The sequence below is a fragment of the Oscillatoria sp. FACHB-1407 genome (assembly GCF_014697545.1).
Taxonomy (GTDB): Bacteria; Cyanobacteriota; Cyanobacteriia; order Elainellales; family Elainellaceae; genus FACHB-1407.
Map to the genome: position 1 here is coordinate 87,279 of NZ_JACJSA010000022.1, position 26,040 is coordinate 113,318.

24 protein-coding genes and 1 pseudogene are annotated in these 26,040 nt (G+C 49.7%); 5 read left to right on the forward strand and 20 right to left on the reverse strand.

Annotation, left to right across the window (positions count from 1 at the left end; all coding sequences use genetic code 11):
* Positions 1–6: 6 nt before the first annotated feature.
* The gene (locus H6G89_RS27375) at positions 7–240 is read right to left on the reverse strand and encodes a hypothetical protein (protein ID WP_190512613.1); all 234 of its coding nucleotides are present in this window, start codon (positions 238–240) and stop codon (positions 7–9) included.
* 4 nt (positions 241–244) lie between these two features.
* A complete protein-coding gene (locus H6G89_RS27380) occupies positions 245–5,218 on the reverse strand; it encodes a PAS domain S-box protein (protein ID WP_190512615.1) in 4,974 nt (1,657 codons plus the stop codon).
* A gap of 186 nt (positions 5,219–5,404) precedes the next feature.
* On the opposite strand from H6G89_RS27380, the gene H6G89_RS27385 reads away from it, so the two are divergent.
* Together H6G89_RS27385 and H6G89_RS27390 are read left to right on the forward strand one after the other, a co-directional pair.
* The gene (locus tag H6G89_RS27385; RefSeq protein WP_190512617.1) at positions 5,405–6,004 is read left to right on the forward strand and encodes a response regulator; all 600 of its coding nucleotides are present in this window, start codon (positions 5,405–5,407) and stop codon (positions 6,002–6,004) included.
* A 7-nt stretch (positions 6,005–6,011) separates the two neighbouring features.
* Positions 6,012–6,203: an adenylate/guanylate cyclase domain-containing protein gene (locus tag H6G89_RS27390; RefSeq protein WP_199336971.1), complete on the forward strand. Its 192-nt coding sequence runs from the start codon at positions 6,012–6,014 to the stop codon at positions 6,201–6,203.
* Here H6G89_RS27390 and H6G89_RS27395 read toward each other — a convergent pair.
* The 4 genes from H6G89_RS27395 to H6G89_RS27410 all read right to left on the reverse strand — a co-directional run bounded on the left by H6G89_RS27395 (position 6,200) and on the right by H6G89_RS27410 (position 14,158).
* Positions 6,200–6,928, reverse strand: a complete 729-nt coding sequence (locus H6G89_RS27395) for a galactosyltransferase-related protein (protein ID WP_199336958.1) — start codon at positions 6,926–6,928, stop codon at positions 6,200–6,202. The genes H6G89_RS27390 and H6G89_RS27395 overlap by 4 nt on opposite strands.
* 81 nt (positions 6,929–7,009) lie before the next feature.
* Positions 7,010–7,858, reverse strand: coding sequence for a glycosyltransferase family 2 protein (locus H6G89_RS27400; protein ID WP_190512619.1), 849 nt, complete (start codon positions 7,856–7,858; stop codon positions 7,010–7,012).
* A 115-nt stretch (positions 7,859–7,973) separates the two neighbouring features.
* Positions 7,974–11,090, reverse strand: coding sequence for an excinuclease ABC subunit UvrA (gene uvrA, locus H6G89_RS27405; RefSeq protein WP_190512621.1), 3,117 nt, complete (start codon positions 11,088–11,090; stop codon positions 7,974–7,976).
* A gap of 167 nt (positions 11,091–11,257) precedes the next feature.
* A complete protein-coding gene (locus H6G89_RS27410) occupies positions 11,258–14,158 on the reverse strand; it encodes a cation-translocating P-type ATPase (RefSeq protein WP_190512623.1) in 2,901 nt (966 codons plus the stop codon).
* Between the two features lie 216 nt (positions 14,159–14,374).
* Here H6G89_RS27410 and H6G89_RS27415 point away from each other — a divergent pair.
* Positions 14,375–14,704: pseudogene (locus tag H6G89_RS27415) on the forward strand (transposase); the annotation flags it as partial.
* A gap of 14 nt (positions 14,705–14,718) precedes the next feature.
* On the opposite strand, the gene H6G89_RS27420 reads toward H6G89_RS27415, so the two are convergent.
* Positions 14,719–15,093 (reverse strand): hypothetical protein, encoded by a 375-nt coding sequence (locus H6G89_RS27420; protein WP_190512627.1) that lies wholly within the window; start codon positions 15,091–15,093, stop codon positions 14,719–14,721.
* A gap of 93 nt (positions 15,094–15,186) precedes the next feature.
* Here H6G89_RS27420 and H6G89_RS27425 point away from each other — a divergent pair, with 93 nt between their 5' ends.
* Complete coding sequence (locus H6G89_RS27425; RefSeq protein ID WP_242060140.1) at positions 15,187–15,918, forward strand: DUF305 domain-containing protein; 732 nt, start codon at positions 15,187–15,189, stop codon at positions 15,916–15,918.
* 105 nt (positions 15,919–16,023) lie between these two features.
* On the opposite strand, the gene H6G89_RS27430 is transcribed toward H6G89_RS27425, so the two are convergent.
* From H6G89_RS27430 to H6G89_RS34595, 6 genes are all read right to left on the reverse strand, one after another.
* Positions 16,024–16,500, reverse strand: coding sequence for a hydrogenase maturation protease (locus tag H6G89_RS27430; protein WP_199336959.1), 477 nt, complete (start codon positions 16,498–16,500; stop codon positions 16,024–16,026).
* Between the two features lie 283 nt (positions 16,501–16,783).
* On the reverse strand, positions 16,784–17,359 hold the full coding sequence (locus H6G89_RS27435) for a biotin/lipoyl-containing protein (protein WP_190512630.1): 576 nt from the start codon (positions 17,357–17,359) through the stop codon (positions 16,784–16,786).
* Positions 17,352–17,597, reverse strand: a complete 246-nt coding sequence (locus H6G89_RS27440; RefSeq protein ID WP_199336960.1) for a transketolase C-terminal domain-containing protein — start codon at positions 17,595–17,597, stop codon at positions 17,352–17,354. The genes H6G89_RS27435 and H6G89_RS27440 overlap by 8 nt, the downstream gene beginning before the upstream one ends.
* Positions 17,594–18,130: a thiamine pyrophosphate-dependent enzyme gene (locus H6G89_RS27445; RefSeq protein WP_199336961.1), complete on the reverse strand. Its 537-nt coding sequence runs from the start codon at positions 18,128–18,130 to the stop codon at positions 17,594–17,596. Before H6G89_RS27445 ends, H6G89_RS27440 begins: the two co-directional genes overlap by 4 nt.
* A 15-nt stretch (positions 18,131–18,145) precedes the next feature.
* Positions 18,146–18,388 (reverse strand): AMP-binding enzyme, encoded by a 243-nt coding sequence (locus tag H6G89_RS34590; protein WP_199336962.1) that lies wholly within the window; start codon positions 18,386–18,388, stop codon positions 18,146–18,148.
* Positions 18,378–18,815, reverse strand: a complete 438-nt coding sequence (locus H6G89_RS34595; RefSeq protein WP_199336963.1) for an AMP-binding protein — start codon at positions 18,813–18,815, stop codon at positions 18,378–18,380. The genes H6G89_RS34590 and H6G89_RS34595 overlap by 11 nt, the downstream gene beginning before the upstream one ends.
* 44 nt (positions 18,816–18,859) lie before the next feature.
* Here H6G89_RS34595 and H6G89_RS27455 point away from each other — a divergent pair, with 44 nt between their 5' ends.
* The gene (locus H6G89_RS27455; protein ID WP_199336964.1) at positions 18,860–19,222 is read left to right on the forward strand and encodes a carboxymuconolactone decarboxylase family protein; all 363 of its coding nucleotides are present in this window, start codon (positions 18,860–18,862) and stop codon (positions 19,220–19,222) included.
* A 15-nt stretch (positions 19,223–19,237) separates the two neighbouring features.
* On the opposite strand, the gene H6G89_RS27460 is transcribed toward H6G89_RS27455, so the two are convergent.
* The 7 genes from H6G89_RS27460 to hoxE form a co-directional block, all read right to left on the reverse strand.
* Positions 19,238–20,689: a Ni/Fe hydrogenase subunit alpha gene (locus tag H6G89_RS27460; RefSeq protein WP_190512632.1), complete on the reverse strand. Its 1,452-nt coding sequence runs from the start codon at positions 20,687–20,689 to the stop codon at positions 19,238–19,240.
* Positions 20,690–20,697: 8 nt separating this feature from the next.
* Entirely contained in the window at positions 20,698–21,324 is a 627-nt protein-coding gene (locus H6G89_RS27465; RefSeq protein WP_190512641.1) for a CBS domain-containing protein, read from the reverse strand.
* Positions 21,325–21,414: 90 nt separating this feature from the next.
* The gene (locus H6G89_RS27470) at positions 21,415–21,957 is read right to left on the reverse strand and encodes an oxidoreductase (RefSeq protein ID WP_190512643.1); all 543 of its coding nucleotides are present in this window, start codon (positions 21,955–21,957) and stop codon (positions 21,415–21,417) included.
* Positions 21,958–22,187: 230 nt separating this feature from the next.
* Positions 22,188–22,904, reverse strand: a complete 717-nt coding sequence (gene hoxU / locus H6G89_RS27475; protein WP_190512645.1) for a bidirectional hydrogenase complex protein HoxU — start codon at positions 22,902–22,904, stop codon at positions 22,188–22,190.
* A gap of 37 nt (positions 22,905–22,941) precedes the next feature.
* A complete protein-coding gene (locus H6G89_RS27480) occupies positions 22,942–23,487 on the reverse strand; it encodes a universal stress protein (RefSeq protein ID WP_190512647.1) in 546 nt (181 codons plus the stop codon).
* A gap of 10 nt (positions 23,488–23,497) precedes the next feature.
* Positions 23,498–25,189, reverse strand: coding sequence for an NADH-quinone oxidoreductase subunit NuoF (nuoF, locus tag H6G89_RS27485; RefSeq protein WP_190512649.1), 1,692 nt, complete (start codon positions 25,187–25,189; stop codon positions 23,498–23,500).
* A gap of 65 nt (positions 25,190–25,254) precedes the next feature.
* Positions 25,255–25,749, reverse strand: coding sequence for a bidirectional hydrogenase complex protein HoxE (hoxE, locus tag H6G89_RS27490; protein ID WP_190512651.1), 495 nt, complete (start codon positions 25,747–25,749; stop codon positions 25,255–25,257).
* Positions 25,750–26,040: the final 291 nt, after the last annotated feature.

A 26,040-nucleotide genomic window follows, 5' to 3' on the forward strand; every position in this document is an offset into this window, starting at 1 on the left:
AAGAGCTTATTTTATATCAAGATAAATCCTCGATGCATCGATGATGGGCTGAAACTCAAAGCTATGCGTTAATCTCTCTAATTTACGAGCCAGCACAGCGTATTCCGAAGGGATTTGTTGCAGCAATTGATTGACGGCTTCGTCTTGACATAACAGGGAGGCTCTATGCAATGCACTGATCCACTCTAAAGGCATCACAGCTAACTCTTCTGCCGATAGAGACGGGTCAATGAGCCACAAGTTATCATCTGCTGCGTCTTTTCCTTTTTTGGGAATAGATGTAGTCTACCCCCAAATGTTCCGTCATCTTGCGGAATAGGATTTTCTCCGAAAAAGGTTTACTAATGTAATCATTGCACCCGGCAGCAAGAGCACAGGCGTGATCATCCGGCAGTGCCTGAGCGGTAAGAGCAATGATGATGGTAGGGCGTGGGGAGTCGGAGGGGAGTGGGTTGCCCTCCTGTCCCTCGGCTTCCTCAACCTGTTCTCCTGTTTCCCGTTTCTCTAAGGCTCGAATTTGCCGAGTCACTTCATACCCATCCATTCCCGGTAGGCGAATATCCATCCAGACCAGGTGGGGTTGCCATTGCTGCCAGAGAGATAGAGCCTCCTCTCCTGTCGTCGCTTCCTCGACAGTAAACCCAATCTGTTTCAATAGCTTTACGAGTAGCAGTCGATTCTCTGCCTGGTCATCTACCACCAAAATTCGATAGTCCGGTTGACCGGGAGCTAACCCAATCACGAGACGATCTGTCACTGGAGATGGGATAGTTTCTCCAGTGACAATCTCCACTGGAATCGTGAACCCAAACGTACTTCCTTGTCCCAGACGACTCTGAGCCGTAATCTCGCCTCCCATGAGTTGTACTAAACGACGGCTAATCGTCAACCCTAACCCGGTTCCTTCCTGGACTCGTTGTCCCGCCGCCGTTTGAGTAAAGGCATCAAAAATCAGATCCAAATCCTGGGGAGCAATGCCAACTCCGGTGTCTTCTATTTCAACGTGGAGCAAATAGGAAGTAGGGAGTGCAGAGTAGGTCGAGTCTGGTAGCTCCTGCCCGGTTTCCGGTTCTCGATGCCCTAAACTGAGGCGCAACGTAACCCCACCCTGGTCAGTAAATTTAATCGCATTGCTCAAGAGATTCAGCAGGACTTGCTCTAACTTTTGAGCATCTACCACGATGAATTGCGGCACTTCGGGAAGGATATCGAGATGGAGAAGTAAGTTTTTGCGATTGGCTCGCTCACTCAAGGTTGTCTGGATGGCGTGGAGTTGCTCGAACAGGTCAATCGCTTGCTTTTCAAGGGAGAGTTTTCCAGATTCGATTTTAGATAGATCCAAAATTTCATTAATTAACTTCAGCAACGAGTTACCGCTGTTGTGAATTAGATCGATGTATTCGCGATCGCTTGCCGAGATATCAGGGTTACGCTGCATTAACTGAGCAAATCCCAGAATGGCGTTGAGCGGTGTCCGCAGTTCATGGCTCATGTTGGCAAGAAACATACTCTTCGCCTGATTGGCGGCTTCTGCGGCTTCTTTTGCCTGTTGCAGGGCTTGCTCTGTCTGCTTGCGATCGCTAATATCGGTAACTCGTACTAAGTTGAGCTGTTGATCAGCAATTTGCACTGGTTTTGCCGCCAAGTTGCCCCAGAAAAAATTCCCTTGACGGGTGATGTATTCAACTTCTCGGCTCCAAAATCCTTTTTGTTGCATCTCCACCACGATCTGAGCGATCTCCTCTGACGTGAATGGTCGCCGCTGTAACGTACGACCTTCGATGCCAATTAATTCTGTCTTGTTGTTGACTTCAAAGAGTTCTACAGCCCGTTGGTTGCAATCTGTAATCAGCAAGGTATTGGGATCAACCAGGAAGAGAGCATCAGTTGCTTCGTTATAAATTGTTTCACGCAGGTCTTTCTGGCGTTGTAGTTCTAACTCAGCTTGTTTGCGATCGCTAATATCAGTGATCTGGGCAATCAGATAGAGGGGGCGATCGTCCATATCCCGCATTAAAGCAATATTCAACAATCCCCAGATGGAGTGTCCGTCCTTGTGTAAAAATCGTTTTTCGACCTGATAGCCCGGAATTTCACCCGCCATCATTTGATTGGCTAGAGCGGAGTCAATCTGTTGGTCGAGTGGATGAGTGATTGCCTCCAATCCCAGCATTAACAATGTTTCTTCTGAATATCCCAGCATTTGACAGAGCGTAGAGTTAACCTCTTGAAATCCACCTACCAGTGAGATCAATGCCATTCCGGTTGTGATCGTGTCAAAGGCTCCCTTAAATTTTTGCTCGCTCTGGCGAAGGGCAAGTTCTATCTGCTTCAAGGAGGTGATATCTCGGAGACTGACCACAATCCCTGAAATAGCACCCTGTTCGTTTGTGTAGGGAGCATAGGTGATGCTAAAAAATTGCCTTCCCAACGCAGGTAGCTCAAACCATTCGTTGCGCTCGACTGTATGCCCTGCAAGACATTGGCTGTAACAGGGACGAATAACCTGCTCAAACACATCTCGCCCTACAATATCACTAACGAGCAGCCCAATGATTTCAGAAGCATTTCTGTTGTACCAGCTTAGGTAAGTCTGATTAACAACCCGATAACGGTATTGAGTATCAATCAGGGCAATGCCATCGGTTGTGCTTGCAATAATGCGTTCGTATTGTCGCAGGGCAATTTCTGCTAATTTGCGATCGGTGATATCTCTTGCTGCTGCGTAAATCAGTTCGCCAACCGGGAACGATCGCCACTCAATCCAGCGGTAGGAACCGTCCTTGCAGCGATAACGGTTGATAAAGTTAAGGCTAGCTTCTTGCTCCGTCAGGAATGCAAGTTCCGTAAGGGTGCTGTCTAGATCATCGGGATGCACATAATCTAGAAATCGGTTGCCCTCTAGTTCTGCCAGGTCATAGCCAAGGGTCTTTTCCCATTGTTGATTGACGCGACGGAAGTAGCCGTTGGTATCGGCAATGCAAAGTAAATCGAGTGCAACAGAGAAGAATCGATCGAGCTCTTCAGTTTTAGCTTGCAACGCCAGTTCTGCCTGTTTGCGATCGGTAATGTCTACTGAAATTGCAGTGACGACCCAACATTGCTGAGTCTCATTCCAGCGAGAATTATTGGACTGTGAAATCCACCGCAGATCACCATTTTTATGCCGCAGTCGATATTCGTAAGTATCTGTTCGTTCTGCAAAGACGTTGTTGAATACTTGAGACACAATTGCCTGCCAATCTTCCGGCTGAATCTGATTGACCCAGAGGTTATTATCTACAGTCAATTCTTCAGCGGTAAACCCCGAAATCACTTCAGATCCAGCCGACACCTGATCAATCTGCCATCTCCCATCGGGAAAAACTCGCATACTGGCAATCGCAGCGATTGTGCTATTCAATATGTCTTTGACTTTGGCTTCAGAAGCTTGGAGGGCATGTTCAAGCTGTCTGCGATCGCTGATGTCCAACAAAATGCCATACCAGGTGACGATGTTGTTGTCCTGTTGCAGTGGGCGAGCACTTGCCTCCACCCACTTAACGGCACCGGAAGGCGTGATGACGCGAAACGTCAGGGTAAATGGCTCCAGTGTTTTCGTGCTGTAAGCCATGGCTGCATCGTGAACCGAGCGATCGTCTGGATGAATTTGTTTGAGAGCCGTGTTGGCATCTGCAATCATCTGCTCTGGCTCTACCTCCAAAATGTCGCGACTGACAGGACTCACGTATCCAAACCTGTAGGAACCATCCGGGTATTGGAGATAGGTATAAATCATGCCCGGTACAGCGGCTGCCAACTGCTGAAGTCGAGCTTCACTTTGACGGGTTGCCTTTGCGTCCACGGCTGTTTGAAACAACTGCCGCAGTTGCTCCGCCATCTGGTTAAACGATTGCGCCAAATCTTGCACTTCCGTGACCGGGCTATCGGTCGGCACGTTTTGAGTCAAATCACCTTCGGCTAACTTCTGGCTGGCTTGATTGAGTCGCGCAACACGGGTACTAATGCGATTGGCAATGGTCAACCCAGAGGCGATCGCCAACCCTAACGTGAGCAAACACAGCACAAGGGTACTGCGTGTATTAGCTTGAATCTCCGCCATAAAATCGGACTCTGGAATCACCGTGACCACCAGCCAATCCAGTCCATACTCATCCTGGTAAGGAATGATCTGCACAAAATCACGTTGACCAGCAATCGTCAACCGGAGTTGTTGCGTGCTGCTGATATGGCGAAAATCTCCAAAATGCCGCAGTAGCTGTTGCGCGATCTCCCGCGTCTGGTCATCCTGACTATCCACCACAGATAGGCGATTGGGCTGTCCGTTGACCTGACGCATCCCCGATGCCTCCTTTAAAGCTGACGTAGCAATTAAATTGCCCGATCGCTCAATGATAAACACCTGCCCGTTAGGAGAAAACTCAAGTTGATTGAGAAATAGACCAATCTCCGGCAAGAAATAGCCAGTTGTAAAGAAACCTTGCACATTGCTACTGACATCCCGGACTGGAGCCACAGCGAATGTTTGCAAAACCGGAACAATTCGTGCCAGAAACACCCTCGTCCAGCCTTGCTGATCCATCCTTTCGGCATCGCGATACCAAGGAGACGTACGAAAGTCATCGCTAAACTGATATAACAAATCCCTCGGTCTACCCTGGGAATCTGCCCAGAAATATCGACGCTGACCACGTTTAATTTCGTAAAAAAGAACTGTCTCCAGGGGAATCGTTTGCCCAGAGGCTTGTTCTACAAACTTTTGTAAGGTTTCTATATTAATTCGTCCATAGCCGATGGCACTGCCGTCCTCACGCCAAAAGCCATTGCCAGGAAGAGAGGGGTTTGCAAGGATCTGTTGCCAGAGTTGCTGCCTTACTTGTTCTAAGTTATCCAACTTCAGCGTTCCTTGCTCCACTGCCAAGCGATTGACTGTGACAATCTCCTGAGGCGCGTGTAAGTAACTATCGAGGCGATCGCCCACTCGTTCTGAGGTCTGCCGCAACAATTGATTCGCCAGGTTTTCGACGGCTTGCTCTCCACTGCGGTAAGACAGATAACCCACCAGGGCTACTGCACCTACGGTTTGCACTACAAAGGGAATGACTAATACCCATCGCAGAGGAAGGTTGACCTTAACACGGCGCAAAAACGGTGAAGCGATCGGCATAGAGCAGGGAATGGGAAATACAGTCTGACGTTGCACAACTGGGTCTGCCAAACCAGTTTAGCTTTCCTCCAGCTTACTCGGTCTACGGCGGTTTTCAGACGAGTGCTACACAGCGAACGTCTGCGAATTCAAGCGATGCAAACAGATGCAACCAATCGCTGTGGCATATACAAATGAAAATTGCTGTAAGAACTGCTTTCACAGATAGGGTTTGGCAATAAGGGGGATGTGGGAGCTGTGCCCCCAGCCAGGGGTTCCACCCCTGCACCCCAAATTGCCCCCTTATTTACGACGAGTTGTAGAAGTGAACAAATTGGTAAAAAAGACCTCATCTTAGTTGTAGACGATAACCTCGATAATATTTCTACTCTTTCTTTACTGCTACAAAAAGAAAATTACACCGTCCGACAAGCAACGAGTGGTGCGATCGCTCTACGCACAATTAAAGCTCAGTTACCCGATCTGATTCTGCTAGACATTCGCATGGCAGAGATGAATGGGTTTGAGGTGTGTAGTGCACTGAAGCGATCGCCCCAAACCCGTGACATTCCAATTCTGTTTATCAGTGCCTCTAATAAAATCGAGGATAAGGTCAAAGGGTTCGAGGCGGGTGGCGTCGATTACATCACCAAACCCTTCAGAATTCAGGAATTTTTGATCCGGGTACAACATCAACTCAAAATTCGCACCCTACAAAGACAACTAGAAACCAAAAACGCCCAACTCCAGCAAGACGTCTACGCTCGTCAACGGGCTGAAGAGAAGTATCGCAGCATCATTGAAAACGCTTCGGTAGACAACCAGTCTCGCTGGCGTAATCGGCACGCAAAAATTTAGCTATGACCTGTGGGGCGATACCGTCAACACCGCCAGTCGAATCCAAACCAGTAGTGAACCTGGCAAAATTCAAGTTTCCGCATCGACGGATGAATTGCTCAAAACCCAGTTTCGCTTTGAGCCGCGAGGCTTAATTGACCTCAAAGGCAAGGGGACACTACAAACCTACTGGCTCCACGACAAACTTGAACACGTTTAAGAATGACGATTCGCGTAGTAGTATTGCCGATTTTGTTCGATCAGGTTGGGTTCCGTCCAATGCGGGTCGCGATCGTGCCACAGGTGTAGATAGACCAATTCTGGACAACGACATAGATGGCAATCCCGCTCCAAATATCGCTCGATCACATCCTGATCTTCGCCACCCCACCCGACGAACGCCTCATCCCACCCGCCAATTTGCAGCAAGCGATCGCGTTGAAAAAAGGGAACCACTCCAAACCGCTCTCCCCGGATCAGGTGCTTCCACAGCGCAGTGGGCATATCTTCTGGGGCGATCGCAGCCTGCACCAACTCCGCATCTAACTCCTGCACGTTAATCATCTCCGAGGTTGACATCACCCGATATCCGGTCACTAACAGCGAGGGAGAATTCGCTGCAATTCGCAGATGACAGGTCAGACTATCCCCCACCGGAATCAAGTCCACATCAAAGGGAGCAATCCATTTGCCCTGCGCCATACTCAATCCCACGTTGAGAGCTTTCGTCTTGTGAAACACCCCTGATCCCTCACAGAAGTGATAATTGACTGAGATATTGCGAATTGCCGTTTGAATCCAGAGTGATGGTGTTTCATCCACTTCGACCAACACCAATTCGCAAAACTGAGCTAGTTCGGGGTGCGCTCTCCACCAGTTCAGTTGAGTTTCAAGATGGGATTTGCGCCGACGGTAGGTCACGAGTAACGAGAGTTTAATGGTCATGCTCAGGAGAGGGTGTGAGGAGTGGAGGACGGGGTGGATGAGTTAGGAAGATTAGAGTCAGAGTGTACACATGATATGAGTTCACAACAGAGTCATCGGCAACCGCACGGTGATTGGTTTGAAATAGCGTAGCTCAGGTCGTAGGGTCACAGGTAAGTCGCCCAATAATTCTTGATGAGCGAGCGATCGCACACAGGCAACGATATTGCAATTTCGGGTGTGGCTCGGTTCCAACCCACCCCAATGTTGATTGCGAGTCGTATCATCGTGGGACAAATGCAGCACGGTTCCGCACCCTTGAATTGTCATTCCCAAAATACTCGCCCGAATCAGCAAATCCTGATCCTCCCATCCCCACCCCTGGAACTGTTCCTTATAGCCTCCGAGTTGCAACACCGTATCTCGTCGAGCACAAATCAACCCGCATCCGGGGCGATCGCCAACCTGAGAAAATCCCTGTGTTTCAAGCTGAATGGGCACGATCTCAACAATCACTTCTGTTGCGGTGGTTTGCATTCGATAGGTGTAGCGATCGCGCCTCAACGATACAGCGGTTGGATTCGATTCAATCACGTGCTGAACACAAGCGATCGTGTTGGAATGAGTCGTCACAGTTGTGATCAACTGCTCAATCGTGACTGCGTTCCACACAATATCAGCATCCGAAATTAACAAAATTTCTTCTTGTTCTGTTGTGTACTGAATCCCCTGATTAATCAACCACGATTTGTTAAATCCTGCGATCGGCAAGTGCAACACATCAACTCGTGGCAGGTGACGCAACGAATGGAGTGCCGCGACACAGCGGGGTTCGGTGGAACCACCATCACACACGACGACCCGATCAACCCCCTCAATCGACAGCAGCGACGCAACACACTGACTAATCTCAAGCCGATCTTTGATAGGGATGATGACTGCCAATGCCATACCAATCTGTCGTACACATCTGTCATATCAACCTGTCGCGATCGCCCTTCAGCAACTTGTTGCCGTATAAATTAAGCAACACTGATTTGATGGCGTGCCTCATCTCAATGTGCCGTTACGATTTTGCAGGGGGATGAGAGGCGAGCACTTTCTTGAGGTATTGTCCTGTGTAGGATCGAGGCACCTCTGCTACGGCTTCGGGAGTACCCTGAGCGATGATCTCACCGCCGCGATCGCCCCCTTCGGGTCCCAGGTCAATCACCCAGTCAGAGCAGCGGATCACATCCAGGTTATGTTCAATCACCAGGATGGAGTTGCCCATATCTGCCAGACGTTGCAACACATCCAGCAATTTGTGGACATCATAGAAGGATAAGCCTGTCGTAGGTTCATCGATCAGATAGAGGGTTTTCCCGGTGGCGCGTCGAGACAGTTCGGTAGCCAGTTTCAACCGTTGCGCCTCTCCCCCTGACAGAGTGGGAGCGGTTTGCCCCAAACGAATGTAGCCCAAGCCCACATCCACCATCGTTTGCAAGCGGGCATGAGCTTTGGGGATATTCTCAAAGAAGACCATTGCCTCTTCGGCGGTCATGTTCAACACGTCCGAGATGGACTTGCCCTTATACTTGACCTGCAACGTTTCCCGGTTATACCGTGCGCCTTTGCAGACTTCGCATTGCACATAAACATCGGGCAAAAAGTTCATCTCAATCACGTTCACGCCCTGTCCACCGCAGGCTTCGCAGCGTCCGCCTTTGACGTTAAAGGAGAACTGTCCCGGTTTGTAGCCGCGTGCCTTTGCCTCGATCGTTTCCGCAAACAGATCGCGAATCACGTCGAAGACTCCGGTATAGGTTGCCGGGTTGGATCGGGGAGTGCGTCCAATTGGCGACTGGTCAATCACGATCGCCTTATCCAGCGCATTTAGTCCTCCCAGTTCATTCATTTCTCTGGGATGGGGGATCTTGTGTCCAAAGTGGTGTTGCAACGCAGGATAGAGGAGTTCGTTGATCAGCGTCGATTTACCTGAACCCGATACTCCGGTGACGCAGACCAGCTTACCCAGTGGAATATCGACATTAATGCTTTGCAGGTTGTTGCGGTGAGCATTGCGAATCTTGAGACTGCAACCATTGCCTTTGCGACGTTCCGCTGGCGTTTGAATCACCCGCCGATTCGAGAGATAGGCTCCGGTCAGGGATTCCTCCGCATCCAGAATGTCCTGGAGCGCGCCTTTGGCAACAACTCGTCCTCCGTGGACTCCGGCTCCGGGTCCGATATCCACCAGATAGTCTGCGGCTCGAATCGTATCTTCGTCGTGCTCTACCACAATCAGCGTGTTGCCCAGATCGCGCAGACGGATCAGCGTTCGTAACAGGCGATCGTTATCCCGTTGGTGTAACCCGATGCTGGGTTCATCCAGGACGTATAGAACTCCCGTCAGACCGGAACCGATCTGGGTTGCCAGTCGAATTCGCTGAGCTTCACCACCCGAAAGCGTCATGGCAGTGCGATCGAGGGTGAGGTAATCCAATCCCACATCCAGCAAGAACTGGAGACGGGCTTTGATTTCTTTAAGTACCAGATCGCCGATTTGTGCCTGTCGGGGAGTTAGTTCCAGCGTGTTGACTCGATGCAGACAGTCGCGAATGGAGGCACTGGTCAACTCTTTAATCCGATATTGCCCCACCCGTACCCGCAGCGCAGCAGGCTTGAGGCGATTGCCCCCACATTCTTCGCAGGGTTGGTCAATCAGGTATTGCTCCAGCTTTTGCTTGTAGAGTTCGGAGGTCGCTTCGCGATACTGGCGATCGAGCATGGGTAGCACGCCTTCGTACCGTCGATGGTAGCCCTTGTTATCGCGGTAGCGGGAATCCGACTCGATAAAGATTTTCTCCTCGGAGCCATGCAAGATGACGTGTTGCTGGTCGGGGGTGAGCTTGCTCCAGGGAGTTTGGATCTCGAAGCCAAAGGCTTGCCCAACGCTGTAGAGCAGTGAGAAATAGTAGGTGTTGTCTTTTTCAGACCAGGGAGCGATCGCCGCGTAGACGGGTAGATCCGGATCAGGCACCACCAACTCGGCTGAGAAAGTTCGTAGCGTGCCCAACCCATGACAATGTGGACAGGCTCCATAGGGCGAGTTAAAGGAGAACAGGCGAGGAGACAGTTCCTCCATGACGGCCCCATGTTCGGGACAGGCAAAATTCTCTGAAAAGATCAACTCCAGCGAAGATTGGTTGGTCTTCTCATCCGTTTGCCCATAGCGTCCGGCGGGTTCTGCTGCCATGGAGGGCAACACCGCCAACTGCATGTCATCCGGTTTCACCGGGAAAGCGACGACATTGCTGGGTTCTGGCAACGTGGCATCGATGATGGCGATCCCTTCCGATCGCTTCAAACAGGTGGAGAGGGAGTCTACCAACCGTTCCTGGATACCCTCTTTTTTGACGAGGCGATCGACCACAATTTCGATGTTGTGGAACTGGTTTTTGTCCAACTCAATCGAATCGCTCAGTTCTCGCACTTCGCCATCCACCCGCACCCGCACAAACCCCTCCGCCGCAAGACTGGAGAGCAGTTTCTTGTGCGTTCCTTTTTTGCCCCGCACGACGGGAGCCAGGATTTGAAAACGGGTGCGATCGGGCAGATCAGAGATGCGATCGACCATCTCATCAATAGTTTGCGGCACAATGGAGCGATCGCAATGGGGGCAATGGGGTTCTCCGGCGCGTCCGTAGAGCAAGCGCAGATAGTCGTAAATCTCGGTTACGGTTCCTACGGTGGAACGGGGGTTGTGGGAGGTGGATTTCTGATCGATGGAAATGGCAGGACTCAAGCCCTCGATCGCATCTACATCGGGCTTATCGACCTGACCCAAAAATTGCCGCGCATAGGCACTCAGCGACTCGACATAACGACGCTGTCCCTCAGCAAAGATGGTGTCAAACGCCAGCGACGATTTGCCCGATCCGGACACCCCCGTAAACACCACCAGTTGGTCACGGGGCAACTCCAGATCTACATTCTTCAAATTGTGCTGCCGTGCCCCCCGAATCCGAATCAGGTTCTGAGGCGGTTTGGAGCTTGGCAAGGCGTTGTTCTGCCCTGAAGCGGCACGATGAGCCTGGGGCGCATCGCCATTCCCATTCTGGGGTTCAACGTCTCTATCAACATCAAGCTCAGTTACCGCTGAGAGTTTAGAACTCTTTCCGGAGTTGGCACGCTTGGGCATAAGGGGCAGTTTCAGCAGGAAACGGTTCTTAACAATTCTATCGCTATCCACTCCCTAGAAGTGTCAAAGCGGCAGAGAATGATGAATTGAACAAAACCCTATAGTAGCGCGATCGCCCCTATTTAGTACATGCGTTCCCAAAAGCGATCGCCCCCACTCCCTACTCCCTACTCCCTACTCCCTACTCCCCTTCGAACCACGGCCTTCCGCCCTTCCTCTGCTCCCAACATCACAACGGGACATACCGTTAACAGCAGCCATTGCCAGGAAGCGAGGGGAACCGTGCCAAAGATGCGGCTCAACGGTGGAATGTAGATGAACGCCCAGAGAGCGACCAACTCAACGGCAATGCCAACCCACAGCAAGCGATTTTGAAACCAGGGTAATTGAAATGCCGATGCCCATTCGGAGCGACAGGCGAATAGATTGCCTACCTGACAGGCGACGATCGCCGCCAGGGTCATGGTGGTGGCTTGCTGATAGATGGTCATCACCGTCGCATCGGCGGTATGCGCCAGAATGTCAGGTGTCACCTGTTGAATATCGGCGAGGGAATAGCCATAACTCCACCAGACGATGAAAAAGCCCGCCATCGACAGAATGGTTTCGATCGCACCCAAAAATCCGTAGGCGCGTAACAGCAGTGGCGCATTCAGCAAAAACTCTTTTTTGGCGCGAGGTGGACGGTTCATAATGCCCGTTTCGGGAGGTTCTGCCCCCAATGCCAGCGCAGGCACCATATCCGTTCCCAGGTCAACCGCGAGAATTTGCAGAATTGTCAGCGCAGGCGGAATCCGTAACGCCACCATTGCTAAAAAGGGCACAATTTCTGGAATGTTGGACGCCAGAATATAGGTCATGAACTTGCGGATGTTCTGGTAGATGGCGCGTCCCTGCTCCACCGCACCGACGATCGCCGCGAAATTATCATCCGTCAACACGATATCCGCCGCTTCCCGTGCCACATCGGTTCCATTCATCCCCATCGCCACTCCAATGTTGGAGGCTCTCAGTGCAGGGGCATCGTTCACCCCATCGCCTGTGACCGCGACCACATCTCCCATGTCTTTGTAAGCCTGCACCAACCGCAGCTTATGTTCCGGTGACATGCGGGCAAACACCAACCCAGAGCGGTATTTCAACACCTGCCGCAGTTGAGCATCGGAGAGGTGTCCCATGCCCTCTCCCGTCACGACTCGCACCTGATCTTCCACCAGCCCAATTTGACGAGCGATCGCCTCTGCGGTGAGTCCATAGTCGCCCGTCACCATCGTTACTTTGATGCCTGCTTGATGACACTCGGCGATCGCCCCTGGCACTTCATCACGAGGCGGGTCAAACATCGCGACCAATCCGATCAGGGTGAGATCTTGCTCTAGTTCTTGAGCACGCAAGTCTAGCAACTCGGTGTCCCCTTTGCGGGCAGCCACTCCCAAAACACGAAACCCCTGTCGGGCCAACCCATCATTGGCAGCCGCAACTTCATCCCAATCGTTCTGATTTAGCGGTTGTACTGCGCCATTTCTTAAAATCGATTGGCAATGGCGCAAGACTTCTAACGGTGCGCCTTTGGTAAACGCCAAGTAAGGATGGTCATTGCGCCACAACTCCGACGATTGCCAATTCAACACCACCGTCATCATGCGGCGACGCGAGTCAAAGGGTATTTCTCGCAGTCGGGGATACTGAGTTTTCAGCGTTTCCAGCTTGAGTCCGGCTTTCACCGCCGCAACCAGCAGAGCCGCTTCCGTTGGGTCGCCAATCTCCTGCCAACGACTGGGCGTGTTGAGATGTACCAGACGAGCATTCGAGCAGAGGGCGGCTCCAACCAGTAGCAGATGCACCTTCCAGGTGGGCGTGCGATCGGGAATGTGAACCGTTCCAATCGTCGGGTCGTATCCCGCTCCAGTGACTTCAATCGCAGCAGACGAAACCGAAGAGGATGGATCGGGTTGCCAGGGAATCCAGAGATGACGCACGGTCATTTCATTTTTGGTCAGTGTCCCTGTTTTGTCGGTACAGACCACGGTGGTTGCACTCAACGTCTCTATGGCTGAAAGGCGGCGAACCAGGGCATTGCGCCGTGCCATTCGTTGCACTCCCAACGCCAACGCCAGAGTCACCGTGGGTAGCAGACCTTCCGGCACGTTCGCGACAATAATGCCGATCGCAAAGATAAAACTCTCGGTGGCACTCATCCCCACCAGCAAAAAACTGAGCAGGAAGACCGTCACGCCCATAATCAGAGCGATCGCCGTAATGATGCGGACAATTCGCGCCACTTGCACTTCCAGTGTGCTGGTTTCACGCTTGATACTCGTGGTCAGGTGCGCGACCTGCCCAAATTCCGTTTGTGCTCCTGTGGCATATACCACCGCTACCGCCCGCCCTGCGGCAACGGTCGAGCCCGCCAGCACGAGATTGGCGATCTCTGCCGGATTGACTCGCTCTTGCAACGGTTGTTCCCCCGGACGAGTCAGAGCCTTGCCACCCCGCACCGGGACTGCCTCCCGCAACCTCACCGGATGGGCATTTCGAGCAACGGGCAGCGACTCACCCGTCAGCACCGAAACGTCGATATACAGCGCATCGGCAGATACCAGACGCGCATCGGCAGAAATGCGATCGCCCTCCTCCAGTTGCATCACATCGCCCCGCACCAACTCCCGCGCCGGAATCTGGGTTAGTTCCCCACCGCGATAGACCTTCACCTGCATCGGCAACACGTTTTTCAGGGCAGCTAACGCTTTTTCGGCTTGAAACTCCTGCCAAAAACTAAATATTGCATTGATCCAGATGACGGCCCAAATTGCCCAACCCAATTCGGGAGTGCGCGAGATAAAGGCGAGAATGCCTGCTACCCAGAGCAGCAACGCCATGAAGTGAGTCAGTTGATCGGTGAAGCGTAACCACAACAGACGATGGGCGGGTTCTGGCAACTCGTTGGCACCAAATTTCTCAAATCGCTGTGCAGCCTCAAATTCTGATAAACCCTCAGATGTAGTGCTTAAGGATTGATAAACCTCTTCGATCGGTAGTGCCCAGATTGGCTGATGTATTGACACCATACTTTTCTCATCCTGTGTGGATGCAGCGATATCCCATTCCTTATTGTTGTTGCACCTTGTGAGGAAGTCTTGAGGCTGATTTTAATGTTTCTGGTGTACCTGTCCGTTCGCTGAATCGTTTACTACAGGTTTTGCACAAGTAGTTCTGCTAAGAGCCTATCTGAAAACCCAAAAGTTGTAATAGGATTGGATTGGGCGTGTTTCAGCGTTTAGCGTATGACGAACTTCACAGAAGTTGACCCTGCCTTTCTCCTTCCCGATGAGGTCTGGGAACACCTCAAAAATGCCATTCCACCCGAACCTTTGAAGCCAAAAGGTGGACGACCGAGAATGGACGATCGCAAAGCTTTGAATGCCATTTTCTATGTGCTGCGAACAAGTTGCCAGTGGAAGGCATTACCGAGGTCTTTAGGAGCGTCTAGCACGGTTCATGACCGATTTCAGTTGTGGATGAAGCAAGGTGTGTTTGAACGGATGTGGGAGTTAGGTTTGGAGCAATATGCTCAAGAGGTTGGGATTGAGTGGGAGTGGATGGGCAATTCAGGTTTTCGGATAGGCTCTTAGCAGATTCGGGGAAGCTGTTCACCGCTCAACATATCAACCATGCGTTGAGTCCCAATTCGACTCTTTAAAGTCACAACCCCGATTGATTTGGATGTAACGCTACCAATCATGCAGGGCGCATTATCTGTTTTCAATGGGCTACCTGATGCATTGTGTGATGCATAGTAGGTTCGCATCATGTCTAAGGCTCGTTCAGCATCATGTGCAGGCACAAAGGCAACAAAGCGTCCTTCATTCGCAACATAAAGCGGATCAAATCCCAAAATCTCACATGCCCCCTGCACTTCTTCCTGGATGGGAAGTTGAGACTCGGCGATCGCAAATATCCCTTGCATCATCTGTTGGGCAATAGCATTCCCTGCTTGGCACACAGAACTCTTAATTCTCGGATTATTTTAGTCTTCTAAACGTTTAAGTCTCCTCACGAATTTCTCACAAATTCATGCTCAACTATAGATATAAACTTGCTTTCTAATTCTATTTTTACATCTTGTGAAGAGCACAGAATTATTTTACCAATTGTGGCAGGAGGTCATCCTATGCTGTTCAAAAGAACTGCATTAATTACACTCATTAGCTTAAGTTTTCTTGGCATTGGGGCGATCGCCACCGCGCAACGACAAAGCCCTATTCCATCTCATTTGACCATTAAGCAATCTGCCTGTCCCTCTGCTATGAGTCATAGAGGCAGAATGAGAGGTGGCATGATGCCAATGCAACTGGCTAGCGAGTTTGATTACTTAAATCAGATGATACCGCACCACCAAGAGGCGATCGATACAGCTCAAATTATTCTGGAGCGGAGTAATCGTTCTGAAATGAGAGAATTTGCACAAGATATTATTGATGTTCAATCCACTGAAATTGAACAAATGCAGGCTTGGTTAAACGAATGGTACCCCGATCGCCCATCCGCCTTACTCTACACGCCGATGATGCGTGATTTGAGGCCATTAGAAGGCGATGCGCTGGATCAAACATTTTTAGAAGATATGATTTCACATCACCACATGGCAGTCATGATGTCACACATGTTGGTTCATCGTGGGTTTGTCGAACATGAAGCCCTTCGCCCCTTTTCAGAACGGATTGCCAGTTCTCAAAGAAATGAAATTCATCAAATGCAAGCTTGGCTAAACGAATGGTTTGATGCTCCAAGCGGATGTTTTGAAATGGGTAGGATGCAAGTGAGATAGGTGCGTACACTTCTTCTCTTATTCAATCGCTGGTGCCAGTAGATTGGATATGGGTGGCTCCTTCTCGTTTAGCTTGCTCTACGGCTGTATCCAGTACGTTCTGCATTATTCCAACTTCATGTATAGGGTTGTTCTCGCTGTTTGAATCAGATGATGGATTGCCTCCAATGCAACGTTAATCTCTTGTTGAATCAATGCGGAAAATGTCTCTCCCAAGTCAAAATTGCTTCCTGGCACTGTTACCCACCACGCTTTAGGATGATGCCCGTAGAGTGCTTGAGTAATGGCTAGTAGGATAGACGGTTCACACCAATGCCCAGTCACCATTCCAGAATCTGAGATCGTGATCGGACACACTTGAACTGTTTTGGTATGAGTGAGATTAGCGTCTACAAAAATAACAAGATCTACCTCGATTAACCTTTCAGCTAAATCAGGGGTTAATTGCTGAACAGCGATCGCTTCTACATGGGGAATTTTCCAAGTTGCAACATGGCTAGCAATATGTGGCCCAACTCCATCGTCACCGCGTAAGGAATTGCCGTAACCAATCACTAAGATCGTTTGATTAACTGTATTCACGTTGATGTTGTTTGGCTGTTTTGTAGCGACATCCCCACCTCTTGACTGTATAAAAAATTTGTTAGGTTTTTGTGAGGCTTCTCTGATTAGTTATGTTCTCTTATTAACCCGGGAACTATTGTTCATATGTCCTTTGAAAGTTAATCATGATTGTGTAGGATGTGTTAGACGATAGCCATAACGTATCAGCGACAGGCTATCGGTGCGTTACGCTGACGCTAACAGCACGCTACATAGAGATATAATGTCTTTCACTGCCAGGTTAATAACTCTCTATAGTTCTTCAAACATACGATTGAGGGTATTGGCGATCGCACTCAGCTAATAGTTGGCATACCTGATCATCAGTAGTTTGCGTAAAATCTTCGTACCAAAGACCAATGGCATTTCTTTCTTGAATGGCTCCTTCTGGCCCTGTGCCCTGGATCTGGTTTAAATCAACGCCCAATTGAGCAGCTAATCGACGGGCAATAGGCGAGGCACGGAGTCGTTTACCATTACCCGATGATATCGACGTGATTGAGGGTGTGAGAGGTAAAGCCACTTCACCAGACGGCTTCTCTTTGAGTTGCTGTGGGGATGGTTCTTGAGACGGCACCGTCACTTTAGCCATCTCAGTCACTGTCTCTGAATGAACTCTAACCATCACCGTTCCTACAGGAACTTTAGTCCCTGGCTCCAGAACTAATTCATCAACAATAGTGTCCTCAAAGACTTCAATTTCCATGATGCCTTTATCCGTTTCCACATCGGCAATGATGTCACCAGGCTGAAGGCGATCGCCCGGTTTGACATGCCATGTAACCAGTGTTCCTGTTTTCATATCTGCCCCTAAGCTGGGCATACAGAAGTCAGCCATCGTGCATTACCATCCTTCTCACCGTTTGAACAATCGTTGCTGCTTGAGGTAATGCGGCTCGTTCCAACTGATTGGCATAGGGCATGGGAACTTCCGCTGCACAAATTCGCTCAACAGGAGCATCCAGTTCGTAAAATGCTTTTTCCATAATGCGAGCACTAATCTCTGCGGAGATGCTGCCGCTGCGCCATCCTTCATCGATAATGACAGCCCGATGCGTTTTGGCCACAGAGGTCACACTGGAACCTGCCACAGTGCAGCTAGATTGAGTGCCTCATGAAACTCACCCTCAGCGGCTGCACCATCCCCAAAGAAGCAACAGGTGACATGGTTTCTTTGTAGTTTTTTGTCAGCTAATGCGAGTCCTACTGCCAGAGGTAAACCGCCTCCCACGATCGCATTGCCCCCGTAGAAACGCTTGTCCCTATCAAACAGGTGCATCGAACCACCCCGTCCCCGACAACACCCCCCTAACTTGCCATACATTTCTGCCATCATCGTTGTCATGGCAATTTCCCACGCTAATGCTTGTCCGTGCTCTCGATAAGTAGCGACGATCGCATCTCCGGCTTGCAACGCCTGCATCACTCCCACTGCAACCGCTTCTTCTCCATTGTAGAGGTGCAAGAAACCACGAATTTTAGAAGCACTATAGAGTTCAGCGCACTTGTCTTCAAAACGACGAATTCGCAGCATTTGCCGCAGCAATTCCAGAAGATGAGAGGAAGCCTCTTGAGGAGATTTTGGCTTAACTGCACTTGATTTTCTCATTGAAATTATCCCCATTTAGTCTGTTTCTAGGGTGGATAAGTCTCCTTCGGGTAAACCGAGTTCTCGTGCTTTTAACAGTCGCCGCATAATCTTGCCACTCCGAGTTTTTGGCAAGCTCTCTTGAAATTCCAACTCTTTAGGGGCGATCGCGGTACCGAGTTTTTGGCGAGCAAAGCCGATGAGTTCTAACTTCAAAGCGTCACTCGGTTGATAGTCGGACTTAAGGGCGACAAACGCCTTTACCAGTTCACCAACCATGGGATGGGGTTTGAATCACCCCGGCCTCTGCAACGGCTGGATGCTCCATCAACACACTTTCCACCTCAAAAGGCCCGACCATATGCCCAGAAGTCTTGATAATGTCGTCTTCTCGCCCAACAAACCAAAAATAACCATCTGCATCCCGCATTGCCAGATCGCCCGTAATATACCAACCATCGACAAAACATTTCTGGTAACGGGCTTCATCGTGCAAATATCCCCGAAACATTGATCGCCACCCCGGTTTCAGAGCTAAGTCGCCATCCACATTGGGTTTATCAATCAATTCAACTGTGCCATCCTCATGTCGCCGCACGATCGCGGCTTCAATACCTGGAACTGGACGCCCCATCGAACCAAGACGAATCTCCATCGTCCTGTAATTGGCAATCATGATGCCACCTGTTTCCGTCTCATTCAGCACTACACTATCTCATTCAGCACTACAACAAAGGATGGGAATAAGAAATGACTGCGTTAAATAACAAACATTCCTATGCTGATCAGATGAAGCATGTTCGCAGCTACACGAGCAAGCTGTCGAATGCGCTGCCTGATGTCATGAAGAATTTTTATGCCCTCAGCAAAGCGTCTTCCAGTGATGGAGCGTTGGATACCAAAACCAAAGAACTGATTGCATTGGCGATCGCCGTTGCCACGCACTGTGATGACTGCATTGCTTTTCACACCAGTTCAGCCTTAAAAGCAGGTGCAACCCCAGAAGAAATCATGGAGATGTTGGGGGTAGTTGTTTTTATGGGTGGGGGACCAGCGTTGATGTATGCAACACACGCGATGGAAGCCGTAGAGGAACTGCAATCATCCCAATAATCGAAGGAATATTGGCTAGTTTCGCCAAACCTCATGAAGTAATGTTCCATCTGCACCGAGCAATTGAACCTGTAATGGCATTTGCCCCGCAGCATGAGTTGAGCAGCTTAAACAGGGATCAAACGCCCGGATTCCAGCTTCTACCCGGTTCAGCATGCCTTCAGGAATGGTAGAACCATGAATGAAATGGCGAGCGATTTGAGCCACAGTCCGATTCATCGCAAGGTTGTTTTGTCCGGTTGCAATGATTAAATTGATTTGTTGTATCAGCCCGTTTTCATCGACTTGATAATGATGAAATAGAGTGCCACGAGGGGCTTCACTCACTCCAACTCCTTCTAACTGGTTGATGCCTGCATTCGCTCTGAGATGGGTTGACTGCAAGTCTGGGTCATCCATCATCCAATCGATCTGTTCGATCGCACCCAAAATTTCAATTAAGCGGGCGTAGTGATAGAAGAAGGAAGACGTCACTGTGCCGTTGCCGTGCTCGCGAAATTCCTGCAATTCTCGATCGGCTAAAGGGGTACCGATGCGAGTACAGACATTGAGACGGGCCAGAGGGCCAACTCGATAAAGACCATTATCTAACCGACAGTGTTCTTGCTCAGCAGGATAGCCCAAAGGACGGTAATAGGGAAATTTTAAGTAAGACCAGGGTTCGACGGCTTCGCCAATGTAGTCGCGATAGCGGTTAGGGTCGAGGCGATCGCCAATAATGTTGCCTGCACTATCTATCACCCGTAAGTAACCATCGTAGTGCTCCCACAATCCGTGGGGAGTGACTAACCCCATAAACAAAGACGGAAAGTTGCCAAAAGTTTGGGCTTCGCGTTCATGCTTCTGCAAGACCTGCTTAAACTGCTGTAATGCATTTAAGGCCGTCGCCCGAACTTCTGGCAGGTAATCGCGAATGCTGTCTCGTCCTGCATCAGATAATGGCTCTCGTACCCCACCTGGAACTGCCCAGGCAGGATGAACTTTGCGGCCTCCCAGCAGTTCAATAATTTCTTGACCAAACTGACGTAAGCGAATGCCACCCCGAGCCAGTTCAGGGGCAGTGGCAATCAACCCAACTAAGTTACGACGGTGTGGATCGGTGTCCATACCTAACAGCAGGTCTGGAGCACTGAGATGAAAGAAACTCAGGGCATGAGATTGGACGATTTGAGCCAGATTGATCAAGCGACGCAACTTAACTGCTGCGGGAGGAATCGTCACCGCCAGAATGCGATCGCCCGCTTTTGCTGAAGCTAACAGATGACTCACTGGACAGATGCCACAAATTCGAGCAGTAATTCCTGGCATTTCCCAGAGGGGACGTCCTTCACAAAATTTCTCAAATCCACGAAATTCAGTGACATGAAAGCGAGCATCCGTCACTTGTCCAGTGTCATCCAGGTAGATGGTAATTTTCGCGTGTCCTTCAATGCGAGTCACCGGATCAATCACAATTTTTTGTGTCATAGCCAACTCTATCCACTACACAAGTTGTCTAAAACGGCAGGTGTTCTTAATGCTTCAAACTCCTTAAAATACTCTTCTAGAGCTGTTTTAAGCACTTGATCAGCCTGCTGTTGAGAGAGTTCTGAGAGTTTTTCTTCTAACGTGTCCCAGGTGGCGGCTTGATCTGGTAACTGGGGCAGTCCTTCTGTGTAAGCGGTGCGTGCCTGTTGAGCCAATGCCTGAAGATCTGGATTGGGTAAAGCTTTGCAGAGTTCTTCACCCAAATGACTTTTGACCAAAATATCAGAGATGGAAATGATGCCAAGCAGTTCACCTCGAATCACAGGGGCTCTGAGCAATCGATTACGAGCAAACAGTTTCAGCACATTGTCAACACTCAAGTCCGGATTCACAACAATACAGGGTTTGGTCATCACCTCATGCACTCGAACATGCTCCGGATCGCAATTCCCATTTGCCATCTGACAGGCAATATCGGTTTCAGTGATAATGCCATAGGCATCATCCACATTGTCTCGCTCGACGATGAGCGATCGCCACCCTCGTACCTGCATTAGGGCGATCGCCTCCGCCAGAGTGGCTGAACTGCGAATGGTGACTACATCTCGTGTCATGATGTCTGATGCTTTCACCATACTGACCTCCTCAAAATATCCCAATCAAAATTTCAATCGTTTCTTACTGAAGCTCCTGACTACTCCGCTCATTCCAGGAATGCGGCTATCTCAGCCAAATTTAATCTGCTGTCGCTCCAGACGAGGAATTTGACCATTGAGCAACGGTTCTAAAACGGCACGAATGCGATCGGCAGAAGGAGGACACCCTGGCAAATAGAGATCAACAGCCACAACGGCATGAACAGGGGTTACTCGGTCTAGGAGATCGGGTACAATTCCGGGTTCCGTTGGAATCTGACCATGATGATTAGATAGTTCCAGATAGCTACGTTGCAGCGTCGGAAGCGCACTTCCCAATGAATTTCGCAATGCTGTCACATTTCCAGTCACAGCACAGTCTCCAAACGAGATCAGGAGGCGCGATCGCGCTCGAATTTTCTGAATCATATCCAGATGATCCGTATTGGCGATCGCCCCCTCGACTAACACAACATCCACCCCGTCTGGATACACTTTGACATCGATCAGTGGGCTGTAGACTAAATCCACTTGTTCTAGCAGGTCAAAGAGCCATTCATCTAAATCTAAAAACGACATATGGCATCCAGAACAGCCACCAAGCCAAACCGTTGCCAATTTGAGACGGGACATGATTTCCTCTCAACTATTTCACTAAAATTTGGGCAATTTTGACAGCTTGACCTATGACAAAATCCCCAAGAAAAATGAAATGGCACTTTCCCGGATAAAATTCATGATGGCAATGGCAGCTTGAGGAAACAGCGTTGCTTCAATCCCTAACAAGAACAATGCTAGAAGGAACCACAAGACAACCCATAGAAACTGTGGATTATGGAACCTTAACATAATAAACACCTCGCTTAGAATTGCCATTGTTGCTTTTGACGAGCATTGACGATGAACTCAATTTGGGTGCGATCGTGGATCATCTCACCCACCGTTGAACCCTGATGAAAAATTGCACCCGTTGGACAGGCGGCGACACATTTGCCACAGGATGTACAGGTTTGAGACATGCCCCAAGGTTGATGTAGATCGGTGATGACCTGGGATTGCCAACCTCGACCTGCTACATCCCACGTATGAGCACCTTCTAACTCATCGCAAACCCGTACACAACGGGTACATAAAACACAACGATTGGGATCGCTCCCAAAGCGATCGTGAGACAGATCAACTGAACGATGAGGAAACTGGTACTCTAACCGCACATGATCCATCCCCATTTCCATCGCTAGATTTTGCAGTTCACAATGACTGTTGGCAACACAAACAGCACAAGTATGGTTCCCTTCTGCAAACAACATTTCAACGATCAGGCGACGATACTTTTGCAGGCGATCGCTCTGGGTTCGTACACTCATCCCCTCTGCCACTTTGGTCACACAGGCTGGTTGCAGCTTAGCACTCCCCGCAATTTCGACCAGACACAAACGACAGGCACCAACTCTCGAAATCCCCTCCAGATAGCACAAGGTAGGAATATAAATTCCCGCAACGTGTGCGGCCTGAAGAATAGTTTCTGCTTCACGAGCAGTGATGAGTTGACCATCAATCGTGAGGGTTTTAACGGTCATCGCTGGTGCTGATAAAGGTTTTGATGAGACTAACGGATTAGCGTAAAACAGCCGCGATCGCCGCAGACTCAGTGGAACTGGTTTGAATCGTAGGACGAACAATATGAACCGAGCAGGGCGCATGATTAGCAACATAATGGCTGACGCTGCCCAGCAGCAGTTCTGTTAAACCTGAGTGGCCTCGATGCCCAATCACAATTAGATTTGCTTGCCATAATCGAGCAAAGTCACAAATGGCTTCGCCCGGTTCACCCAAACACTGGAAAAACTCAGCCGCAACCCCCTGAGCGATCGCATCATGGGTATAGGATTTCAAAATATTAATATCTGGGTTATCTGTGGCGGTCAGTCGATCGAAGTGCCAATGCCCTATATAACATTTGATAGCACTGTCTGTAGGTGTAGGGTATTCCTCTAAAGTTTCCAGTTCTGAATCAGGTACGGTGACAGACTCGTCCACAGGCAAAATATGGAGCAACCCCAACTGAGCCTGGGTCTGTTTAGCAATTGATATAGCCGTATTGACGACCCATCGACTCATGAGTGAAACATCAATCGCTACCAAAATTTTTTTAATCATCATATTGCCTCCATTATTCTTGATGATGGTTTGCCCGTGAAGAGTCTGAGGAGGAGGGTGCGGATTGAATTAACGCCAGATAATCCTCCCGAAAGTGCCGCAGGGTGCTGAAAACAGGGTTAGGTGCTGATTGTCCTAATCCACACAAGCTCGTATGTTTAACCATGTCACACAGTTCTTCGAGCAGCTCCAGATCCGTTGACGTTGCCTTCCCACTCCGAATCTTGGTAAGGAGCTGATGGAGTTGCACGGTTCCGACTCGACAGGGAATGCATTTGCCGCACGATTCATCTCGGCAAAATTCCATAAAATAACGCGCAACATCAACCATATTGGTTTGCTGATCCATCGCGATCATGCCGCCAGAACCCATGGCGGAACCGAGTTGAGCCAAAGATTCGTAATCCACTGGAGTATCAAACGCAGAGGCAGGAATGCAGCCACCCGAAGGACCACCCGTTTGTACTGCTTTGGCAGTTCCCCCGCCCGGTACACCACCTCCCATCTCTTCAACAATTTGTCGCAGAGAGGTGCCCATCGGTACTTCAATTAAACCTGTGTTGCGAAGGTGGCCTGTCAGAGCAAAAACTTTTGTGCCTTTGCTTTTCTCAGTGCCAATGCTAGCAAACCAGTCAGACCCATAGCGAATAATGGATGGGACATTGGCGAAGGTTTCAACGTTATTAATTAATGTCGGGAACCCCCATAACCCCCGTTCGGCTGGATAGGGTGGACGAGGGCTGGGAGTTCCCCGTTTGCCTTCAATGGATGCCATTAAAGCCGTTTCTTCACCACACACATAAGCCCCAGCCCCAGTGCGAAGATCAATCCGAAAGTCAAAGGGAGAATCAAAGATTTGGCTGCCTAACAGCCCTAACTGTTGGGCTTGCCGAATCGCCAGTTGGAGCCGCCGACTGGCTAGAGAATACTCTGCTCGGATGTAGATGTAGCCTTGAGTTGCACCGATCGCATAAGCGGCGATCGCCATCCCTTCTAACATGCGGTGTGGATCACTTTCCATCACACTCCGATCCATAAATGCACCCGGATCACCCTCATCGGCATTGCATACTACAAATTTGCGATCGGCGGTGACTGACAGTTCCCCCTTTGTCGTCGCCTTTGCTACCGTTGCCCACTTTAACCCAGTCGGGTATCCTGCTCCGCCTCGTCCCCGCAAACCACTACGGGTAATGGCATCAATTACCTGATGAGGCGTCATTTCGCGTAAGACCTGATGAAGTGACTGATACCCTCCCACTGCAATGTAAGATTCAATCCGTTCCGGGTCGATCACACCCGTATTTTCTAGAACGACCGACCGTTGACGGGTAAAAAACGGATGGGTCAAATCACCCCGTTGCAACGGTTCACACTTGGTTTTGGAGATGGAGGTTGGCTGTAAAGCAGCAACAATGGCTGAAGCTTGATCAGGCGTGACGGTTTCATATAACAACGATCGATCGGGTTGAGTTTTATCATCCACCGCAACCAGAGGGGCACGACAGCACAACCGCATGCAACCCACCCCAGATACCTTGACTTGATCTGCCATCCCTGCTGCAATGACGGCTGCTTGCAACTTCTCTCGAAGGATCAGTGAATCTGCTGCAACACAGCCTGCGGCGACACAACAGCGAATATGAACCGCCTTTTGAGTTTGACGTTCTTTTTCAGCAATGTCTAGCAGTTCTGGTAGATCCATAGCGATAGCAATTCGCGGCTTACAACAGTCAAACGTGAAAACGATTCGAGCTTTGAAGCGAAACCCTAGACCTCAGTGTCTATGCGCCTTGAGAGAGGTCTTAGGCGATCGCGCAGCAAACCTGGCGTTTGATAACCGTGCACTCGATCATCAATGACAACAATAGGCGCAAGACCACAGGTTCCTAGACAACGAGCCGTGGATATCGAAAATTGTTGATTAGCTGTCGTTTCACCAGCATGAAGATGAGCAAACTGTTCAACGGTAGACAAGAGCGCATCTGCTCCTTTGACGTAGCAGGCCGTGCCAGTGCAAACCACACAATGATGTACCCCTTTAGGCACCATAGAAAATAGGTGGTAAAACGTTGCTACGCCATATACTCGGCTGGGGGGCAACTTTAAGCTGTGGGCAATATACAACAGCAGATTAGTGTCTAGATAACCAAATAGATCTTGTGCAGAGTGCAAAATTTCAATCAGAGCGTCTTGTTGATACTGATAACGTTTTATTGCAGCGTCCAATATTCTGAAGCTTACATCCCCACTCGGATGTTTCATAAAACCATCCTGGATATGAGATAAAAGACGAAATTACTACACTAAACTCGTCAGGTTCTACCTTTAGAACATAGAGAAGAACTATAAGGATTGTGTGAAGGACATCAAAAACCTGAGCGTCAATTAGAACTATCGAATTTGTGCCTGTCCAATGACACTTAGGATAGGGCACTCAACAGGACTCAACAGATTTGTCAGGCAATCAGCCTCACAACTTCTTTAGTTTTTGTCTCTAAGCTGTAGAAGTCTAAACAAAATGAATGATTCCTCTCACAATTCGCTTATCTCACA

What these genes read in the sequence shown, in the direction of transcription:
- H6G89_RS27395 (WP_199336958.1), bottom strand. Translation starts at nt 6,928, where the DNA reads ATGACCATTAAACTCTCGTTACTCGTGACCTACCGTCGGCGCAAATCC.
- H6G89_RS27400 (WP_190512619.1), bottom strand. Translation starts at nt 7,858, where the DNA reads ATGGCATTGGCAGTCATCATCCCTATCAAAGATCGGCTTGAGATTAGT.
- uvrA (WP_190512621.1), bottom strand. Translation starts at nt 11,090, where the DNA reads ATGCCCAAGCGTGCCAACTCCGGAAAGAGTTCTAAACTCTCAGCGGTA.
- H6G89_RS27410 (WP_190512623.1), bottom strand. Translation starts at nt 14,158, where the DNA reads ATGGTGTCAATACATCAGCCAATCTGGGCACTACCGATCGAAGAGGTT.
- H6G89_RS27435 (WP_190512630.1), bottom strand. Translation starts at nt 17,359, where the DNA reads ATGGCTGACTTCTGTATGCCCAGCTTAGGGGCAGATATGAAAACAGGA.
- H6G89_RS27445 (WP_199336961.1), bottom strand. Translation starts at nt 18,130, where the DNA reads ATGAGAAAATCAAGTGCAGTTAAGCCAAAATCTCCTCAAGAGGCTTCC.
- H6G89_RS34590 (WP_199336962.1), bottom strand. Translation starts at nt 18,388, where the DNA reads ATGGTTGGTGAACTGGTAAAGGCGTTTGTCGCCCTTAAGTCCGACTAT.
- H6G89_RS27455 (WP_199336964.1), top strand. Translation starts at nt 18,860, where the DNA reads ATGACTGCGTTAAATAACAAACATTCCTATGCTGATCAGATGAAGCAT.
- H6G89_RS27460 (WP_190512632.1), bottom strand. Translation starts at nt 20,689, where the DNA reads ATGACACAAAAAATTGTGATTGATCCGGTGACTCGCATTGAAGGACAC.
- H6G89_RS27465 (WP_190512641.1), bottom strand. Translation starts at nt 21,324, where the DNA reads ATGGTGAAAGCATCAGACATCATGACACGAGATGTAGTCACCATTCGC.
- H6G89_RS27470 (WP_190512643.1), bottom strand. Translation starts at nt 21,957, where the DNA reads ATGTCCCGTCTCAAATTGGCAACGGTTTGGCTTGGTGGCTGTTCTGGA.
- hoxU (WP_190512645.1), bottom strand. Translation starts at nt 22,904, where the DNA reads ATGACCGTTAAAACCCTCACGATTGATGGTCAACTCATCACTGCTCGT.
- H6G89_RS27480 (WP_190512647.1), bottom strand. Translation starts at nt 23,487, where the DNA reads ATGATGATTAAAAAAATTTTGGTAGCGATTGATGTTTCACTCATGAGT.
- nuoF (WP_190512649.1), bottom strand. Translation starts at nt 25,189, where the DNA reads ATGGATCTACCAGAACTGCTAGACATTGCTGAAAAAGAACGTCAAACT.
- hoxE (WP_190512651.1), bottom strand. Translation starts at nt 25,749, where the DNA reads ATGAAACATCCGAGTGGGGATGTAAGCTTCAGAATATTGGACGCTGCA.